Source organism: Kosakonia sp. SMBL-WEM22, assembly GCF_014490785.1.
Taxonomy (GTDB): Bacteria; Pseudomonadota; Gammaproteobacteria; order Enterobacterales; family Enterobacteriaceae; genus Kosakonia.
Genome location: NZ_CP051488.1, coordinates 1,675,199 through 1,693,900, shown reverse-complemented (window position 1 = coordinate 1,693,900; position 18,702 = coordinate 1,675,199). Strand labels below are relative to the sequence as shown.

Annotated in this window: 13 protein-coding genes; 9 read left to right on the top strand and 4 right to left on the bottom strand. The window is 58.1% G+C overall.

Translation table 11 applies throughout. The annotated features are described in order from the left end of the window. Positions 1-141 precede the first annotated feature (141 nt). From moeA to HF650_RS08020, 6 genes are all read left to right on the top strand, one after another. Entirely contained in the window at positions 142-1,374 is a 1,233-nt protein-coding gene (moeA, locus tag HF650_RS08045) for a molybdopterin molybdotransferase MoeA (RefSeq protein WP_187801895.1), read from the top strand. 2 nt (positions 1,375-1,376) lie between these two features. Next, the gene (moeB, locus tag HF650_RS08040) at positions 1,377-2,147 is read left to right on the top strand and encodes a molybdopterin-synthase adenylyltransferase MoeB (protein ID WP_187801894.1); all 771 of its coding nucleotides are present in this window, start codon (positions 1,377-1,379) and stop codon (positions 2,145-2,147) included. 180 nt (positions 2,148-2,327) lie between these two features. Further along, entirely contained in the window at positions 2,328-3,227 is a 900-nt protein-coding gene (locus HF650_RS08035; protein ID WP_187801893.1) for a glycyl-radical enzyme activating protein, read from the top strand. A 4-nt stretch (positions 3,228-3,231) separates the two neighbouring features. After that, positions 3,232-5,664 (top strand): formate C-acetyltransferase/glycerol dehydratase family glycyl radical enzyme, encoded by a 2,433-nt coding sequence (locus HF650_RS08030; RefSeq protein ID WP_187801892.1) that lies wholly within the window; start codon positions 3,232-3,234, stop codon positions 5,662-5,664. A 226-nt stretch (positions 5,665-5,890) separates the two neighbouring features. Further along, a complete protein-coding gene (locus tag HF650_RS08025; protein ID WP_187801891.1) occupies positions 5,891-6,706 on the top strand; it encodes a Cof-type HAD-IIB family hydrolase in 816 nt (271 codons plus the stop codon). A 144-nt stretch (positions 6,707-6,850) separates the two neighbouring features. Next, positions 6,851-8,116, top strand: a complete 1,266-nt coding sequence (locus tag HF650_RS08020) for a DUF1479 domain-containing protein (protein WP_187801890.1) — start codon at positions 6,851-6,853, stop codon at positions 8,114-8,116. Here the strand turns inward: HF650_RS08020 and HF650_RS08015 are convergent. Beyond that, entirely contained in the window at positions 8,113-9,186 is a 1,074-nt protein-coding gene (locus HF650_RS08015; protein WP_187801889.1) for a LacI family DNA-binding transcriptional regulator, read from the bottom strand. The genes HF650_RS08020 and HF650_RS08015 overlap by 4 nt on opposite strands. 304 nt (positions 9,187-9,490) lie before the next feature. On the opposite strand from HF650_RS08015, the gene HF650_RS08010 reads away from it, so the two are divergent. Beyond that, the gene (locus tag HF650_RS08010) at positions 9,491-10,792 is read left to right on the top strand and encodes an MFS transporter (RefSeq protein ID WP_187801888.1); all 1,302 of its coding nucleotides are present in this window, start codon (positions 9,491-9,493) and stop codon (positions 10,790-10,792) included. A 15-nt stretch (positions 10,793-10,807) separates the two neighbouring features. Then, on the top strand, positions 10,808-13,174 hold the full coding sequence (locus HF650_RS08005) for a glycoside hydrolase family 31 protein (RefSeq protein WP_187801887.1): 2,367 nt from the start codon (positions 10,808-10,810) through the stop codon (positions 13,172-13,174). A gap of 546 nt (positions 13,175-13,720) precedes the next feature. Here the strand turns inward: HF650_RS08005 and HF650_RS08000 are convergent. Then, complete coding sequence (locus HF650_RS08000; protein ID WP_187801886.1) at positions 13,721-15,313, bottom strand: ABC-F family ATPase; 1,593 nt, start codon at positions 15,311-15,313, stop codon at positions 13,721-13,723. A gap of 207 nt (positions 15,314-15,520) precedes the next feature. On the opposite strand from HF650_RS08000, the gene ldtB reads away from it, so the two are divergent. Continuing rightward, entirely contained in the window at positions 15,521-16,441 is a 921-nt protein-coding gene (gene ldtB, locus HF650_RS07995; protein WP_187801885.1) for a L,D-transpeptidase, read from the top strand. 191 nt (positions 16,442-16,632) lie between these two features. Here ldtB and HF650_RS07990 read toward each other — a convergent pair whose 3' ends face one another. Then, entirely contained in the window at positions 16,633-17,349 is a 717-nt protein-coding gene (locus tag HF650_RS07990; protein ID WP_023481777.1) for a GntR family transcriptional regulator, read from the bottom strand. A gap of 16 nt (positions 17,350-17,365) precedes the next feature. Beyond that, complete coding sequence (locus HF650_RS07985; protein ID WP_187801884.1) at positions 17,366-18,685, bottom strand: PTS transporter subunit EIIC; 1,320 nt, start codon at positions 18,683-18,685, stop codon at positions 17,366-17,368. Between the last annotated feature and the right edge of the window lie 17 nt (positions 18,686-18,702).

Here is an 18,702-nt window from a genome sequence, read left to right as displayed (position 1 = left end):
TTGTGAAAGACGATTTCTGAATATAGGAAGTCGTTACAACGATGTAAAGCAATGTGATAACAATGAGCTAGACGCAAGTCATATTGACCCCTCCCCTTTTCTGCCATAATGGCCGCTTCTCGCGTTGACTGGATAGAAATTATGGAATCTGCAAATGGCCTGATCTCCCTGGAGACGGCGCTGTCGAAAATGCTGTCACGCATTTCACCGCTCACTGAGCATGAAACCCTGCCGCTGCTCGCCTGTTTTGGCCGCGTCGTGGCGCAAGATGTTATCTCCCCGCTGAATGTCCCCGGTTTTGATAACTCGGCGATGGACGGCTATGCCGTGCGCCTGGCGGATCTCAACGGCGGCAACGCACTGCCGGTGGCGGGCAAAGCCTTTGCCGGGCAGCCCTTTAGCGGCGAGTGGCCGCAAGCCACCTGCATTCGCATTATGACCGGCGCGCCGATCCCCGCGGGCTGCGAGGCGGTGGTGATGCAGGAGCAGACCGAGCAGACCGATGACGGCATCCGTTTTACCGCCGAGGTGCGCGCCAACCAGAACATTCGCCGTGCGGGCGAAGATATTGCCAAAGGTGCCAGCGTCTTCACGGCGGGCACGAGACTGACCGCCGCCGAGCTGCCGGTGCTCGCCTCCCTTGGCATTGCCGACGTGAGCGTGGTGCGTAAGGTGCGCGTGGCGCTCTTCTCCACCGGGGACGAGCTGCAACTGCCGGGCCAGCCGCTGGCTGACGGGCAGATTTATGACACCAACCGCCTGTCGGTTCACCTGATGCTCGCCCAGCTTGGCTATGAAGTGATTAACCTCGGCATAGTGCCGGACGATCCGCAGAAGCTGCGCGACACCTTTATCGCCGCCGACAGCCAGGCGGACGTGGTGATTAGCACCGGCGGTGTATCGGTGGGCGAAGCGGACTACACCAAAACCATTCTTGATGAACTGGGTGAAATCGCCTTCTGGAAACTGGCGATCAAACCGGGCAAACCTTTTGCGTTCGGCAAGTTAACAAATAGCTGGTTCTGTGGCCTGCCGGGCAACCCGGTCTCTGCCACGCTCACCTTCTACCAGCTGGTGCTGCCGCTGCTGGCGAAACTGAGCGGTCATTGCGCGGATGTGGCACCACTGCGTTTTCGTGCTCGTGTTATTGACGGGCTGAAAAAGTCACCGGGGCGTCTCGATTTCCAGCGCGGGATAGTCAGCCGCGGCGAAGATGGCACGCTCGAAGTGCGCACTACCGGCCATCAGGGTTCGCATATTTTCAGCTCCTTTAGCCAGGGTAACTGCTTCATCGTGCTCGAGCGCGAGCGCGGGAATGTGGCGGCGGGCGAATGGGTAGATGTGGAGATGTTTAACCATCTCTTCGGAGGCTAAAAATGGCACAAGAGCTCAGTGACAGCGAGATGATGCGCTACAACCGACAGATCACTCTGCGCGGGTTCGATTTTGACGGCCAGGAGCGCTTAAAAGCGGCGCGTGTACTGGTGGTCGGGCTCGGCGGTCTTGGCTGCGCGGCAGCGCAATATCTGGCGGCGGCGGGCGCGGGAACGATGACGCTGCTTGATTTCGACTCGGTAGCGCTGTCAAACCTGCAGCGCCAGACGCTGCACGGCGATGCGGATATTGATCGTGCCAAAGTGGACTCTGCCCGCGAGTCGCTGCTGCGCATCAACCCGAATGTCGAGTATGTCACCGTCAATGCGCTACTTGATGAAGCGGCGCTGTTTGCGCAGATTGCCGCGCACGATCTGGTGCTGGACTGCACCGATAATGTGGCGATCCGCAACCAGCTCAACGCTGGCTGTTTTCAGCACAAAGTGCCGCTGGTCTCCGGCGCGGCAATCCGCATGGAGGGGCAGATCAGCGTCTTTACCTGGGCGGATGGCGCGCCCTGCTACCGCTGTCTGAGCCGCCTGTTTGGCGAGAGTGCGCTCACCTGCGTCGAAGCAGGCGTGATGGCACCGCTGGTCGGCGTTATCGGCTCGATGCAGGCGATGGAAGCGATTAAGGTGTTGGCCCATTACGGCACGCCCGCCGCGGGCAAGATCGTGATGTACGATGCGATGCAGTGCCAGTTCCGCGAAATGAAGCTAATGCGTAACCCGCAGTGTGAAGTGTGCGGCGATGGCGCCTCGCCCGCAGCTTAATTGCCGGATGGCGGCGTAACGCCTTATCCGGCCTACGGGGTTGCAATTTCTTAGGCCGGATAAGCGCAGCGCCACCCGGCAATTTCCCTTGCGGGCACAAGACGTAAACCGCGAACCCCATCACAATAACTTTCATTCGAAAGCTATTTAATCTCCATATGAAATATGTGGAGATGATCGATGATTTTCAATATCCAGCGCTACTCAACCCATGACGGCCCCGGCATCCGCACCGTGGTGTTTCTGAAAGGGTGTCCGCTGCGCTGCCGCTGGTGCCAGAACCCTGAAAGCCGTGCCCGTACCCGCGACCTGCTGTTTGACTCTCGTCTCTGCCTTGCGGGCTGCGACTTGTGCCAGCGTGCCGCGCCTGCGGTGATTACACGCGCGCAAAATACCCTGCTGATCCAGCGTGAAAAGCTCACCGATGAATCGCTGGATACCCTCACCGGCTGCTGCCCGACCGAGGCACTGAGTGTTTGCGGCGAGAAAAAGTCGGTGGCGGAGATCATGGCGACGGTGCTGCGCGACAAGCCCTTTTACGATCGCAGCGGCGGCGGCGTAACCCTCTCCGGCGGGGAGCCCTTTATGCACCCCGCACTCGCAGAAGCGCTGCTGCGCGAGAGCCATCAGCACGGCGTCCATACCGCCGTTGAGAGCTGCCTGCATGTGCCGTGGCGTTATATCGAACCCTCGCTGCCGTGGGCGGATCTCTTTCTCGCCGATCTTAAACATGTCGATGAGAATGCCTTTCGCGCCTGGACGCACGGCTCTGCCGCGCGCGTGCTCAATAATCTGCAACGCCTCGCCCGCGCCGGGAAGAAGATGATTATTCGCGTGCCGCTGATCCCCGGCTTTAACGCCGATAAAGCCGCCATTGAAGCGATCACCACCTTTGCCGCTGACCAGCTGCGCGTCGGCGAGATCCACTTTCTGCCCTATCACACGCTGGGCATGCAGAAGTTTGACCTGCTCGGCGAACCCTATACCGCTCCTGAAAAACCGCTCAACGACCCTGAACTGCTGGCATTCGCCGCGGCATTTGCCCGCCAGAAAGGGCTGGCGACGACACTGCGAGGATAAGACCATGACCCTGTTGCAACTTAACACGCTGCCTGAGCGCATCCGCGCCCATAAACAGGCACTGATCTCGATTGTAAAACCGCCGATCTGCACCGAACGTGCGCTGCACTACACGCAGATTTATCAGCAACATATGGACAAACCGCTGCCGGTGCGCCGCGCACTGGCGTTAGCCCATCACCTGGCGCAGCGCACGATCTGGATCAAACATGACGAGCTGATTATCGGCAACCAGGCAAGCGAGGTGCGCGCTGCGCCAATCTTCCCGGAGTACACCGTTTCGTGGATTGAGAAAGAGATTGATGAGCTGGCGGATCGCCCCGGCGCAGGATTTGCTCTCAGCGAAGGGAACAAACGCGTTCTGCACCAAGTCTGCCCGTGGTGGCGCGGCCAGACGGTGCAGGATCGCTGCTACGGCATGTTTACCGACGAACAAAAAGCGCTGCTGGCGAGCGGCATTATCAAAGCCGAAGGCAATATGACCTCCGGCGATGCGCACCTGGCGGTAAACTTCCCGCTGCTGCTGGCAAAAGGGCTGGATGGCCTGCGTGAGCAGGTGCGCGAGCGCCGTTCGCGGATTGATTTAACGCAGCTTGCGGATCTGCACGGCGAGCAGTTCCTGAAAGCGATTGATATCGTGCTTGAGGCCGTCAGCCTGCATATTGTCCGTTTTGCTGACCTTGCGCGCAGCATGGCGGCTGACGAGTCGCGCGAAAGCCGCCGCGACGAGCTGCTGGCTATCGCCGAGAACTGCCAGCTTATCGCCCACCAGCCGCCGCGCACCTTCTGGCAGGCGCTGCAACTCTGCTACTTTATCCAGCTGCTGTTGCAGATTGAATCTAACGGCCATTCGGTGTCGTTTGGCAGGATGGATCAGTACCTCTACCCCTTCTGGCGTCGCGATGTCGAGTTGCAACAGACACTGTGCCGTGAGCAGGCCATTGAGCTGTTACAGAGCTGCTGGCTGAAGCTACTGGAGGTAAACAAAATCCGCTCCGGTAGCCACTCGAAAGCCTCGGCGGGCAGCCCGCTCTACCAGAATGTGACCATCGGCGGACAGGTGTGGCACAACGGCCAGTTCCGCGACGCGGTTAACCCGCTCTCTTACGCCATCCTCGAATCCTGTGGGCGGTTGCGCTCCACCCAGCCCAACCTCAGCGTGCGCTACCACGCCGGGATGAGTGACGATTTTCTCAACGCTTGCGTACAGGTGATCCGCTGCGGGTTTGGCATGCCGGCATTTAATAATGATGAGATTGTCATTCCAGCCTTTATCGCGCTGGGCGTGGAGCCTGCCGATGCTTACAACTATGCGGCGATTGGCTGTATCGAGACCGCCGTCGGCGGCAAGTGGGGCTACCGCTGCACCGGCATGAGCTTTATCAACTTCGCCCGCGTCATGCTGGCCGCACTCGAGGGCGGGCGCGACGCCACCAGCGGCGAGGTTTTCCTGGCGCAAAACGAGGCGCTGTCGGCGGGCAATTTCGACGGCTTTGATGACGTGGTAAAGGCATGGGATCGGCAGATCCGCTACTACACGCGCAAATCGATTGAGATTGAGTATGTTGTTGACACCATGCTTGAGGAGAGCGTGCCGGATATTCTCTGCTCGGCGTTGGTCGACGACTGCATTGAGCGGGCAAAGAGTATTAAACAGGGCGGAGCGAAGTATGACTGGGTCTCCGGCCTGCAGGTGGGCATTGCCAATCTCGGCAACAGCCTTGCAGCCGTGAAAAAGTTAGTGTTTGAGCAGAGCCTTATCGGCCAGCAGCAGCTGGCCGAGGCGCTGGCGGCGGATTTCGCTGGCCTGAGCCACGAACAGCTGCGCCAGCGGCTTATCAACAGCGCGCCGAAGTATGGCAATGATGATGAGGGCGTTGATGCCCTGCTGGTGCGCGCCTATCAAACTTATATCGATGAGCTGAAGCAGTATCACAACCCGCGTTACGGGCGTGGGCCGATTGGCGGCAAATACTACGCTGGCACCTCATCGATCTCCGCCAACGTGCCGTTTGGCGCAGCAACCATGGCCACGCCGGACGGGCGCAAAGCCCATACGCCGCTGGCAGAGGGGGCGAGCCCGGCCTCCGGCACCGACCATCTTGGGCCGACGGCGGTGATTAATTCAGTCGGCAAACTGCCGGTTGGCGCGATCCTCGGCGGCGTGCTGCTTAACCAGAAGCTCAACCCCTCGACGCTTGAAAGCGACGGCGACCGGCAGAAGCTGATGGCGCTGCTGCGCACCTTTTTTGAGGTGCATAAAGGCTGGCATATTCAGTACAACATTGTCTCGCGCGAGACGCTGATCGCCGCGAAGCAGCACCCGGATCAGTATCGCGATTTGGTGGTGCGCGTCGCCGGGTATTCAGCGTTTTTCACCGCCCTGTCGCCGGATGCGCAGGACGATATTATTGCCCGCACCGAACATACGTTGTGATGCCAGGGTTAGAAACCATTACGCGTTAACCCACTCTTTCGGGTTGCAGGAAGGCGGCAAGGTGGTGCATCCCCGGGCGTTTACAAACAGTAAATGACCGGGGTAAGCCAACGCACCTGCGACTTGAAAGAGGACGGTTAAACTTTCGAATGAAATTAAATTTGTGCTTCAGGTCTCATTCTCTCTAGAATGTTGCTCCTCGTTATGACATTCAGGAGCGCTATATATGACCGTCAAAGTTATCGTCACTGATATGGACGGAACTTTCCTCGATGACGCCAAAAAGTACGATCGCACGCGGTTTATGGCGCAATTCGAGCAACTCCAGCAGCGCAATATCGAATTCGTGGTTGCCAGTGGCAACCAGTACTACCAGCTCATCTCCTTCTTCCCGGAGCTTAAAGATCGCATCTCCTTCGTCGCCGAAAACGGCGCGCTGGTCTACGAGCACGGGCAGCAGCTGTTCCACGGCGAACTGACCCGCCACGAATCCCAGGTAGTGATGGGCGAGCTGTTAAAAGGCGGTGGCCTGAACTTTGTCGCCTGCGGGCTGGAGAGCGCCTATATCAACGAAGCCGCGCCGCAAGAGTTTGTCGATCTGATGGCGGAGCACTACCACCGCTTAAAGCCGGTGCGCGACTTCACGCAGATTGACGATACGCTGTTCAAATTCTCCCTCAATTTGCCGGACAGCGAGATCCCGGCGCTGGTCGATGAGCTGCACACCTCGCTCGACGGGATTATGAAACCGGTGACCAGCGGCTTCGGCTTTGTCGATCTGATTATCCCTGGCCTGCATAAAGCGAACGGTATTACGCGTCTGCTCAAGCGCTGGAACCTCTCCCCGCAAGCGTGTGTGACGCTGGGCGATAGCGGCAATGACGCCGAGATGTTGCGCATGACCGACTACTCTTTCGCCATGGGCAACGCCACCGATGCGATTAAAGCCATCGCCCGTCACCAGACCGACGACAACAACCACCACGGCGTGCTGAATGTGATTCAGGCCGTGCTGGATAACGCTGCCCCGTTCGACCGCTGATCCCCCTGCCGACGCCCGCCGTCGGCACTCTCTATCTGCCTTTTTCCGCTTTGTGCAATCCATCAAGTTTTTAAACTTGCATTAACTTATTTTTAACTTAGATTGTCATTTGTAATCTTTATAACTTTCGAATGAAAGAAAGAGGTGCCTATGACGTTTACCCATGAAACGCTTCCTGCCGATCACAAAACCGCCATCCGCCAGATGAAACAGGCGCTGCGTGAGCAGATTGGCGATGTCCAACAGCTCTTCGATCAACTCAGCGCGCATATTAGCGAGCGCGTGGAGGAGATTAAGGCGATAAAAGCACGCGGCGAGTCCGTCTGGCCGCAGCTGAACTATGCCGATATCGCCGCCGGGCGTGTAACAGAAGCGCAGCGCGCGTTGATCAAACGTCGCGGCTGCGTGGTGATCAAAGGCCATTTCCCGCGTGAGCAGGCGCTGGGCTGGGATCGCGCGATGCTCGACTATCTAGCGGAGAACCATTTTGATGAGGTCTATAAAGGCCCCGGCGACAGCTTTTTCGGCACGCTGGAAGCCTCGCGCCCGGAGATCTACCCTATCTACTGGTCACAAGCGCAGATGCAGGCGCGTCAGAGCGATGAGATGGCCGCCGCACAATCTTTCCTCAACCGGCTGTGGCGGTTTGAGAGCGAGGGGCGCACGTGGTTTAACCCCGATGTCAGCGTCATCTACCCGGATCGTATTCGCCGCCGCCCGCCGGGCACCACCTCAAAAGGGCTGGGCGCGCATACCGATTCCGGCGCGCTGGAGCGCTGGCTGCTTCCGGCCTATCAGCGTGTCTTTGCCAACATCTTTAACGGCAAACTCGATCAGTACGATCCGTGGGATGCAGCGCACCGCACCGAAGTGGAGGAGTATACGGTTGAGAACACTACCAAATGTTCAGTCTTTCGCACCTTCCAGGGCTGGACGGCGCTTTCGGAGATGATCGCCGGTCAGGGGTTGCTGCACGTGGTGCCGATCCCCGAGGCGATGGCCTACATTCTGCTGCGCCCGCTGCTGGATGATGTCCCGGACGATGAGCTGTGCGGCGTGGCCCCCGGCCGCGTGCTGCCAGTTTCAGAGCAGTGGCACCCGCTGCTGATGGAAGCACTGAGCAGCATTCCACCGCTGGAAGCGGGTGACTCCGTCTGGTGGCACTGCGATGTGATCCACTCGGTCGCCCCGGTGGAAAATCAGCAGGGCTGGGGCAATGTGATGTATATCCCCGCCGCCCCGCTGTGTGAGAAGAACCTGGCTTATGCCCGCACGGTGAAAGTTGCCCTCGAGCAAGGCGCTTCGCCCGGAGATTTTCCGCGTGAAGATTATGAACGCGACTGGTCAGGCCGCTTTACGCTTGCCGATTTGAACGCGCACGGTAAGCGTGCGCTGGGGATGGAGCGTTAAGCATCATACAGCCCGTCGCCAGCCACGGCGGTACGTCGCTGTCCCGGTCGTATCCGCCGCACCGACTCGCGCACCACCAGCGTGCCGTTTAGCAGCAGCGAGCCGGTCGGTGCCTGCGGGCGGATGAGGCGCTGCTGCAATAACTGCACCGCTTCTGCGCCAAGTTCATCACGCGGGACATGCACTGCGGTGAGCGGCACATCCTGGATCGCCGCGAGGTTAAAGGCGTCGATGCTCATCACCGACACATCCTGCGGCACGCGCAGGCCGCGCTGCAGCAGCGCCTGCACCGTCCCCTGCGCCATAAAATCCCCGCTGACCAGGAAAGCGGTCGGCGGCGTTTTGCTCGCCGGATCGTCCAGCCACTCCGCCACCCGCAGCGCTGCCTCTTTGGCGCTAAAGCTGGGTACGGTGATGAGATCCCGTTTGCTGTTAAAACGCAGGTTCTGCTGCTGCCACACCGCTTTAATACCTGCGAGGCGCAGATCCATGGTGTAGCGGCGCAGGCACATCACATTCACCACATCGCGGTGGCCCATATCAAAGAGATAGCGGGCGGCGAACTCGCCGATAGTGCGGTGATCTGGCGCAATCGAGGGCAGGCGCATACGCCCATCGCGGCAGTTGATCAGTACGCAGGGTTTGCCGATATCGGCCGCCAGCTCGTGAATATGGGTATCGTCAATGCCAAGCAGGATCGCCGCCTGGGTCTCTGGCGCATTCATGCGCGCCAGAAATTCATTGGCGTCGCTGTCCAGCTCCTCCAGCGCGCAGTAGCGCAGCCGCACATCGTGAGGCTCCAGCGCTTTGTTGATGCTCTGAATCACGCGGTAGTAGAAGATATCGGAACGCTCATCAAAAGCGCGCTGCGGCGCAAAGACAGTCAGGTTATTGAGCAGCAGCCGCCCGGCAGCAATTCCCTCCATCACTCCCAGTTCACGGGCGCAGGCCAGCACCGCCGCGCGCGCCTTTTCGCTGGTGTTGGCTTTTCCCGCCAGCACCCGCGAAACGGTGCTGGTCGACAGATTTGTGCGCCGGGCAATTTCGCTGATTTTGAGCTTTTTATCCATTCTGTGATCTTGCTCCGTTTGTGAAATGGGAAAATTTCCATGGTGTGGAAATGCTGATATTTATGGCTTCAATTGCATTTTGCCGCACTATTTCACCGACTGATGAGAATCTTTGCACAAAATCGACTTTAGCCGCACTTTTTTCTCCCCTAGGGTAAATGTGTCATACAACTTCCATACTAGTTGTGTGTGTTCTTAAGACAAAAACCAAGAAAAAAATCATCACGCGTGCCTGGCGGTATAACAACTTTTCGCCCGGCCGCGATAACGCAACGTCCCTACAAAACGATGAGCGGAGAACACCATGAGCCAGGGGATTAACAACGACGTGGCGGCCACAAGCAGTCGCCGGATCTTCAAAAAATTACGCTGGTGGATGCTGGTACTCTTTCTGTTTGGCGTGACGGTGAACTACATCACCCGTAACTCGCTGGGTATCCTGGCGCCAGAACTGAAAACCAGCCTCGGTATCACCACTGAACAATATTCATGGATTGTCGGCGCATTTCAGCTGGCATACACCCTGTTCCAGCCGCTCTGTGGCTGGTTGATCGATGTGATTGGCCTGAAAGTGGGCTTTATGGTCTGCGCGATCATCTGGGCGCTGGCCTGTATGTTCCACGCAGGCGCAGGCAGCTGGATCCATCTGGCGATTTTGCGCTTCACCATGGGCGCGTCGGAAGCGGCGGCAACGCCCGCTAACGCCAAAACCATCGGCGAGTGGTTCCCAAAATCGGAGCGTCCGGTCGCCGCTGGCTGGGCGGGCGTTGGCTTCTCCATCGGCGCGATGCTGGCACCGCCGATTATCTACTTCGCCCACGCCTCATTTGGCTGGCAGGGGGCGTTTATGTTCACCGGCGTGCTGGCGCTGCTGTGGGTGATTTTGTGGTGGGCGTTTTATCACAACCCGGACAAGCACCCGAACCTGAGCCGCGAAGAGCTGGCCTTTATTCAGCAGGATAATGAGCCACCGGCGGTGAAACTCCCCTTCCTCACCGCCCTGAAAACCGTCTCGAAAAATAAACGCTTCTACGGTATCGCCATTCCGGCCTTTATGGCGGAACCGGCCTGGGCGGTGCTGAGTTTCTGGGTGCCGCTCTATCTGGCGAAAGAGCACGGTATGGATCTGAAACAGATTGCGATGTTCGCCTGGCTCCCCTTCCTCGCCGCCGACCTCGGCAGCGTGGCGAGCGGTTATCTCACCAAACTCTATACCCGCTGGTTCGGCTGCTCGCGCGTCAACTCGGTGGTTGCCAGTTCCCTGACCGGCGCGTTCCTGATGATCTCGCTGGCAGTCGTGGCGATCACTCGCGATCCCTATATCACCATTGTGCTGATCTCGATTGGCGGCTTCGGCCACCAGATCATCTCCTGCATGTTGAGCGCGCTGGTGGTTGAGTCCTTCGACAAAGGCCAGATGGCCACCGTCAACGGCATGCGCGGCTCGGCGGCGTGGATCGCCAGCTTCCTCTTCTCACTGCTGATTGGCGTTACCGCCGACAAGATTGGCTTCAACCCGCTATTTATTGCCATGGGTTTCTTTGACCTGATTGGCGCTATTTTCCTGGTGGCATTTATTGCTGAACGTCGCGCAAAACGCGCCTGATTGTGGAAGTCTGCTATGAAAACGCTGAAGAACTGGACGTTACAAAAACAGAGCGCTCATCACGTTGAGCTATTGATCGATGGGCAACATACGCTCTGCCTCTATGTGCTGGAAGCGAACCTGTTTCGCGTGCTGATTAAGCGCAAGGGCGAGCTGGCGCTGGCACGCACCTGGAGCATCGCGCCAAAGGAGGATGTGCCGTGGGAGGGGCGCAGCCGCGAGGATCTGAGCGGTTTTAGCCTGCCCGCGTGGACGCTCGAACAGCAGCAGGAGACGCTGACCGTTGAGAGCGAGCAACTGCGCGTAACGGTGCATCAGCCATTGTGGCTGGAGTGGCACTACCGTAATGACGCAGGCGAGTGGCAGTGGCTGGCAGGCGATCGCCCGACCAGCGCTTATCAAATCAATGCTCACGGCGACGGCGTGGCGCACTACCTCAGCCGTAAAAAGGAGGAGCGTTTTTACGGCCTCGGCGAGAAAGCGGGCAACCTGCAACGCACCGGCCAGCGCTATGAGATGCGCAACCTGGATGCAATGGGCTACAACGCAGCAAGCACCGACCCGCTCTATAAACACGTGCCCTTTACCCTCACCCGCCGGGATGATGTCAGCTACGGGCTGTTTTACGACAACCTCAGCAGCTGCTGGCTGGATCTCGGCAATGAGATCGACAACTACCACACCGCCTATCGCCGCTGGCAGGCGGAAGCGGGCGATATCGATTACTACATTTTTACCGGTGCGCGTGCGCTGGATGTCACGAAAGCCTTTGTGCGCCTGACGGGCAAAACCCTCTTCGGGCCGAAGTGGAGCCTTGGCTACAGCGGCTCGACCATGCACTACACCGATGCACCGGATGCGCAAAACCAGCTGATGAACTTTATTCGCCTGTGTGAAGAGCATGCGATCCCCTGCGACTCGTTCCAGCTCTCGTCGGGTTACACCTCGATCAACGGCAAACGCTACGTCTTTAACTGGAACTACAACAAAGTGCCGCAGCCGAAGGTGATGAGCCAGGCGTTTCACGATGCCGGGCTGAAGCTGGCGGCCAATATCAAACCCTGCCTGTTGCAGGATCATCCGCGCTATCACGAAGTGGCAGAGAGAGGGCTGTTTATTCGCGATTCGGAGAACCCCGGGCCGGAGCGCTCCAGCTTCTGGGATGACGAGGGTTCGCATCTCGATTTCACCAACCCGCAGACCATCGCCTGGTGGCAGGAGGGCGTCACCACGCAGCTGCTGGAGATGGGTATCGACTCCACCTGGAACGACAATAATGAGTTTGAAGTGTGGGATGGCGAAGCGCGCTGCGCCGGCTTTGGTAAGGAGATCGCCATCAAACATATTCGCCCGGTGATGCCGCTCCTGATGATGCGCGCCTCGATGGAAGCACAGCAGCGTTTCGCGCCAGATAAACGCCCTTACCTCATCTCCCGCTCCGGCTGTGCCGGGATGCAGCGCTATGTGCAGACATGGAGCGGCGATAACCGCACCAACTGGCAGACGCTGCGCTACAACACCCGCATGGGGCTGGGAATGAGTTTGTCCGGGCTTTATAACGTTGGACACGATGTCGGCGGCTTTTCCGGCGATAAACCCGATGCCGAGCTGTTTGTACGCTGGGTGCAGAACGGCGTGATGCATCCGCGTTTTACCATCCACTCATGGAATGATGACCAGACGGTGAACGAGCCGTGGATGTACTCGGCGGTGACCCCGGCGATCCGTAGCGCCATTGAGCTGCGCTACCGTCTGTTGCCCTATCTCTACACCCTGCTGTGGCAGGCGCATGCCGATGACGAGCCGATGCTGCGCCCGACCTTCCTCGATCATGAAAACGATGCGCAGACCTTTGAGGAGTGCGATGACTTCCTGCTCGGCCGCGATCTGCTGGTCGCCAGCGTCGTTGAGCCGGGTCAGCGCGAGCGTTCTCTTTGGCTGCCCGCCAATGAGAGTGGCTGGTACGATTTTTATACCGGGGCATGGTATGCGCCAGGCCAGTGGGTGACGCTGGATGCGCCGCTGGAAAAATTACCGCTGCTGGTACGCGCCGGGGCCGGTTTGCCGCTGAGCGACCGCATTCGTCATGTAGAGGCGAAAAGCGATACCTTCCGCGAACTGCAACTCTTCCCGCTGAAAGGTACCGGGCGCTCCAGCGGCCTGCTGTTTGAGGATGATGGTGAGTCGTGGGGTTATAAAGAGGGCAATGCGCTGTGGTTAAACTGGGAGATGGTGTGCGACAGCGAAACCATTAACCTTGAGGTTACCGCGCGCGGCGATTACCGCCCGGCCTGGCAGACGCTGAATGTCACCCTCCCCGCCGGGGAAAAACGCCGGTTAGTGATTAACGGCGAGCCGGCAACGGCGTGGTCATTCAGGTAAAAACATGCCGGATGGCGCGTAAACGCTTATCCGGCCTACGGGATCGGAGCGGTTTTGTAGGCCGGATAAGGCGTAAGCCGCCATCCGGCATTTAGCATGCATCTCACCGCCGGATGGCGCGTAAACGCTTATCCGGCATACGGGATCGGAGCGGTTTTGTAGGCCGGATAAGGCGCAAGCCGCCATCCGGCATTTAGCATGCATCTCATCGCCGGATGGCGCGTAAACGCTTATCCGGCCTACGGGATCGGAGCAGTTTTGTAGGCCGGATAAGGCGCAAGCCGCCATCCGGCATTTGGCATGCATCTCACCGCCGGATGGCGCGTAAACGCTTATCCGGCATACGGGATCGGAGCGGTTTTGTAGGCCGGATAAGGCGTAAGCCGCCATCCGGCAATCCGTTCCTTTATCTGCTCAGCATTTACCAAAGTATTTCGCGTTGCAGGAAGGCGGCAAACCTGAGTATCCCCGGGAGCTTACTGAAGTCAGTGACCGAGGTACGAAGGTGCAGCCAACGCACCTGCGGCGTGAAAGACGACGGTAAATTTATTCGATACCTTTGGTACGCAAATAATCTTCATAGTTACCGGTGAAATCGACCACGCGCTGCGGCGTAAGCTCAATCACGCGGGTTGCCAGGGAGCTGACGAATTCACGGTCGTGCGAGACGAAAATCAGCGTCCCCTGGTACATCTCCAGCGCCATGTTCAGGGATTCGATCGACTCCATATCCAGGTGGTTGGTCGGTTCGTCCATCACCAGAATATTCGGTTTTTCCATCATCAGCTTGCCGAAGAGCATACGCCCCTTCTCGCCGCCGGAGAGCACCTTCGCCGGTTTCTTGATATCGTCCTGGCTGAAGAGCAGACGACCCAGAATACCGCGCACCGCCTGCTCGTCGTCGCCCTCCTGTTTCCACTGGCTCATCCAGTCAAACACCGTCAGGTCGTTATCAAAATCCGTTGCGTGATCCTGCGCGTAGTAGCCGATGCGGGCGTTTTCCGACCACTTTACCGTGCCGTTATCCGGCGTAAGCTCGCCGACCAGCGTTTTCAGCAGCGTGGTTTTACCGACGCCGTTGGTACCAAGAATGGCGATCTTCTCGCCTACTTCCATCAGCATGTTGAAGTTTTTAAACAGCGGGCCGTTATCGAAGCCTTTAGCAAGCTGCTCCACTTCCAGCGCGTTACGGAACAGTTTCTTATCCTGCTCGAAGCGGATAAACGGGTTCTGACGGCTGGAGGCTTTCACCTCGTCAAGCTTGATCTTATCGATCTGGCGGGCGCGAGAAGTTGCCTGACGCGATTTGGAGGCGTTGGCGCTAAAGCGGCTGACGAAGGATTGCAGCTCGGCAATCTGCGCTTTCTTCTTGGCGTTATCCGCCAGCAGACGTTCGCGCGCCTGGGTCGCGGCGGTCATGTATTCGTCGTAGTTGCCCGGATAGACGCGCAGCTCGCCGTAGTCGAGATCGGCCATATGGGTGCAGACCATGTTCAGGAAGTGACGGTCGTGCGAAATGATGATCATGGTGCTGTCACGCTCGTTCAGCACCTGCTCCAGCCAGCGAATGGTGTCGATGTCCAGGTTGTTGGTCGGTTCATCGAGCAGCAGAATATCCGGGTTAGCGAACAGCGCCTGCGCCAACAGCACACGCAGCTTCCAGCCGGGGGCGACTTCGCTCATCGGGCCGTAGTGCTGCTCCACCGGAATACCGACGCCGAGCAGCAGTTCGCCCGCGCGCGCTTCCGCCGAGTAGCCATCCATTTCGCCATACAGCACTTCGAGATCGGCCACTTTATAGCCATCCTCTTCGCTCATCTCGGCAAGGCCGTAAATGCGGTCGCGCTCCTGCTTCACTTCCCACAGCTCGGCGTGACCCATGATCACCGTGTCGAGCACGCTGAAGGCTTCGAAGGCGAACTGGTCCTGGCGCAGCTTACCGATGCGCTCATTGGGATCGAGAGAGACGTTGCCCAGCGACGGCTCTAAGTCGCCGCCGAGGATCTTCATAAAGGTGGATTTACCGCTCCCGTTCGCGCCGATCAGGCCGTAACGGTTGCCGCCGCCAAATTTGACGGAAATGTTTTCGAACAGCGGCTTACTGCCGAACTGCATGGTGACGTTGCTGGTGACTAACACGGCGATATCCTGAAATATGTGACAAACGCCATAGTATGCCACAATTCCGAATTAGATTCTTGCCCGCTGTCAGACCGCTACACTGCAAACAACGGGAAAAAAGTGTGATTTCGTCAACATCTGAATTCCCTGGACGGGGGAATGCACATATAATGCGCTTCCTGCATTCTCAACCCAACGGCCAGTGTGGCAATAATCTCGCACAACATGAATATGAAATTAAGAACTCTCTTCGCGGCGGCCTTTGCTGTCGTGGGATTTTGCAATAGCGCGTCTGCTGTGACTTATCCGCTGCCGACTGATGGCAGCCGTCTGATCGGTCAGAACCAGGTCGTAACCATTCCTGAAGGCAATAGCCAGCCGCTGGAATATTTTGCGGCTGAATACCAGATGGGTCTCTCCAACATGCTGGAAGCTAACCCGGGCATTGACGCCTATCTGCCGAAAGGCGGCACGGTAATGAACGTTCCGCAGCAGTTGATCCTGCCGGATACCGTTCATGAAGGGATTGTGATTAACAGTGCGGAGATGCGCCTCTACTACTATCCGAAAGGCACCAACACAGTGATCGTGCTGCCAATCGGTATCGGTCAGTTGGGTAAAGATACCCCGATTGCCTGGACCACCAAAGTCGAGCGTAAAAAAGCCGGTCCGACCTGGACACCGACGGCAAAAATGCACGCCGAGTATCAGGCAATGGGTCAACCGCTGCCGCCGGTGGTACCGGCTGGCCCGGATAACCCGATGGGTCTCTACGCACTCTATATTGGCCGCCTGTATGCGATCCACGGCACCAACGCCAACTTCGGTATCGGCCTGCGCGTCAGCCACGGCTGCGTGCGTCTGCGTAACGACGACATCAAATTCCTGTTCGAGAACGTGCCGGTCGGCACTCGCGTGCAGTTTATTGATGAGCCGGTAAAAGCGACCACCGAGCCGGATGGCAGCCGCTATATCGAAGTTCACAACCCGCTCTCCACCACCGAAGCGCAGTTTACCGGCGGCGAAATCGTGCCGATCGCGCTGACCAAAGCGGTGCAGGCGGTGACCAGCCAGGCAGACGTTGATTCAAGCGTGGTTGACCAGGCGATCCAGAACCGTTCCGGTATGCCGGTACGTCTGAACTGATTGGCGGTTGGTTTGAATGCCGGATGGCGCTTCGCTTATCCGGCCTAAAACTGATTTAAAAAGCGGAGCGTCGGCTCCGCTTTTTTTATGTTGGTTGCCTTATTGAGCCTACAAAATCCGTTACCGGCAACATACGACGTAGGCCGGATAAGGCGTAGCCGCCATCCGGCAATAATAAAAGCGGCGCTTATTTATCCGTGGTTAACCACAATCACCCCGCCGTGATCGTAGCGGTAATGGCAATGGGCATACTCCAGCGGCGTGCCATCCTCCAGGTAGATAACCTGCTCCACCTCCAGCACCGGATCGGTCTCGTCACAATTGAGGTACTGCTTATCCTCGTCGCAGGGCTTCAGCGCACGGACAATGCGGTACGACCCCATAATTTTTAGCGCCAGATCGTCCTGCACATAGCGAAACACCGAGCTTTCCAGATGGCTGCGGTTAAGCCCCGGCACCAGGTTTACCGGCATCAGCGTGAACTCCAAAGACACCGGTTCCCCCTCCAGCAGACGCAGGCGCACAAAGTCATACACCGGCTCATCCGGCCCCACCAGCAGCGAAGCCTGCTCCTTTTCGCTGGCAAAACGCAGATCGAAGCGCACAATCTTGCTGGTCACTTCGCCGACATTCTCCCAGGTTTTGGTGGCACCAAAATAGTCGCTGCCCGGGAGATCCCAACGCGACAGCTGAAGGAAGTTTTTGCGGATAAAGGTACCCTGCCCCTGGCGGGTATAGACCAGCCCCTCAACAATTAGCTGACGCATCGCCTGCTGGATGGTCATGCGGCTGGTATTAAACTCCGCCGCCAGCGCGAACTGGTCCGGCAGCGGCGCGCTGGCAGGGTACTGCTGGCTAAGAATGCGCCGCTTAATTTCCCGCGCGATGGTGATATATTTTGCCGCCATGACCCGTCCCGGTAATTTAGTCTATCCCATTGTTTCTTAAGGCCACTCTCTCGGCAATTTTGAGGAAAGGCAGGTAGAAGAATACACCAAAGATGATGATTATCAACTGAACCACCACCGCCCGCCAGTCGCCCGCCGTCGCCAGCCAGGCGCTTAAAATCGGCGGCGTAGTCCACGGGATCATCACCACGCAGCGCGCCATCCAGCCCATCGTCGTGCAGAACCAGGCGAACCAGATGCCCAATGCCGGGAGTAGTACAAAGGGGATCATCAGCGGCAGGTTAAAGACAATCGGCAGGCCGAAAATCACCGGTTCGTTGATGTTGAACAGCCCCGGCGAAATGGCCAGCCGTGCCACCTGCTTTGCCGACTGCTGCCTAGCGAAGATAAAAATGGCGATCAGTAGCGACAGCGTGCTGCCGGTGCCGCCAATCATGCCGAAGGTCGGCACAAAAATGCTGTTGATAATATGCGGGATCGGCTGACCGTTGGCGAAGGCCAGCATATTCTCATTAGTGTTAATGAGTAGCAGCGGTTCGAGGATCACGCCGTTAACCACCGTCTGGTGAATACCGAGCGTAAAGAGGAAGTTACCGAAGCTGTAGATAAAGAGCGTGCCCGGCAGGCTGGTGTTGATCTGGCGCAGCGGCTGCTGGATCAGGGTGGTAATGAGATGGATCAAATCCGTGTGCAGCAGGTTCGCCAGCAGCGCTGCCATCATCGCGAAGATCGACAGGGTGATGATGGTCGGGATCAGCGCCGAGAAGGATTGCCCCACCGCCGACGGCACATTGTCGCCAAGCGAAATGGAGAAGCGCTTCACGCTGGCGACACGGATAAAGAGCTCCGTCGAGAGCAGGCCGATAATCACTCCGGCGAAAATGCCGGTGGTGCCGATATTGGCAAACGACAGCATCTGCGCGACGCTCACCGTCGTTTTACTTCCCACCGGCACCACATCGAGCTGCATCGGCATCATGATGATAAAACTGGCAATCGCAATGACCACCGCTGAGACCGGGTTTTCGAAGTTCTTATTGCGCGCCAGCGACCAGGCGGTCATTGGCGCAATCAACAGGGCCGCGATATTCAGCGTGCCGTTAATGACCGCTTCGCCCCACACCTTAAAGCGTGCCAGCGTCTCCCCCTCCAGCACCCAGGGGAAAATGACGTTATTGATCAGTACCGCCAGCCCGGCGAGGATGAAGATCGGCATCACTGCCGCGAACGCGTCGCGCAGGGATCGCAGATGCACCTGATTTGCCAGGCGGGCGGAGAACTCCACGAACTTATCGACGAATAACTGCATTTTCGGCGTGATTTTTGTCTCAGACATTGCGCTGCCCTCTTATC

Excerpts from the sequence above, each read along its gene's own strand:
- moeA (WP_187801895.1), top strand. The coding sequence starts at position 142 with ATGGAATCTGCAAATGGCCTGATCTCCCTGGAGACGGCGCTGTCGAAA.
- moeB (WP_187801894.1), top strand. The coding sequence starts at position 1,377 with ATGGCACAAGAGCTCAGTGACAGCGAGATGATGCGCTACAACCGACAG.
- HF650_RS08035 (WP_187801893.1), top strand. The coding sequence starts at position 2,328 with ATGATTTTCAATATCCAGCGCTACTCAACCCATGACGGCCCCGGCATC.
- HF650_RS08030 (WP_187801892.1), top strand. The coding sequence starts at position 3,232 with ATGACCCTGTTGCAACTTAACACGCTGCCTGAGCGCATCCGCGCCCAT.
- HF650_RS08025 (WP_187801891.1), top strand. The coding sequence starts at position 5,891 with ATGACCGTCAAAGTTATCGTCACTGATATGGACGGAACTTTCCTCGAT.
- HF650_RS08015 (WP_187801889.1), bottom strand. The coding sequence starts at position 9,186 with ATGGATAAAAAGCTCAAAATCAGCGAAATTGCCCGGCGCACAAATCTG.
- HF650_RS08010 (WP_187801888.1), top strand. The coding sequence starts at position 9,491 with ATGAGCCAGGGGATTAACAACGACGTGGCGGCCACAAGCAGTCGCCGG.
- HF650_RS08005 (WP_187801887.1), top strand. The coding sequence starts at position 10,808 with ATGAAAACGCTGAAGAACTGGACGTTACAAAAACAGAGCGCTCATCAC.
- ldtB (WP_187801885.1), top strand. The coding sequence starts at position 15,521 with ATGAATATGAAATTAAGAACTCTCTTCGCGGCGGCCTTTGCTGTCGTG.
- HF650_RS07990 (WP_023481777.1), bottom strand. The coding sequence starts at position 17,349 with ATGGCGGCAAAATATATCACCATCGCGCGGGAAATTAAGCGGCGCATT.
- HF650_RS07985 (WP_187801884.1), bottom strand. The coding sequence starts at position 18,685 with ATGTCTGAGACAAAAATCACGCCGAAAATGCAGTTATTCGTCGATAAG.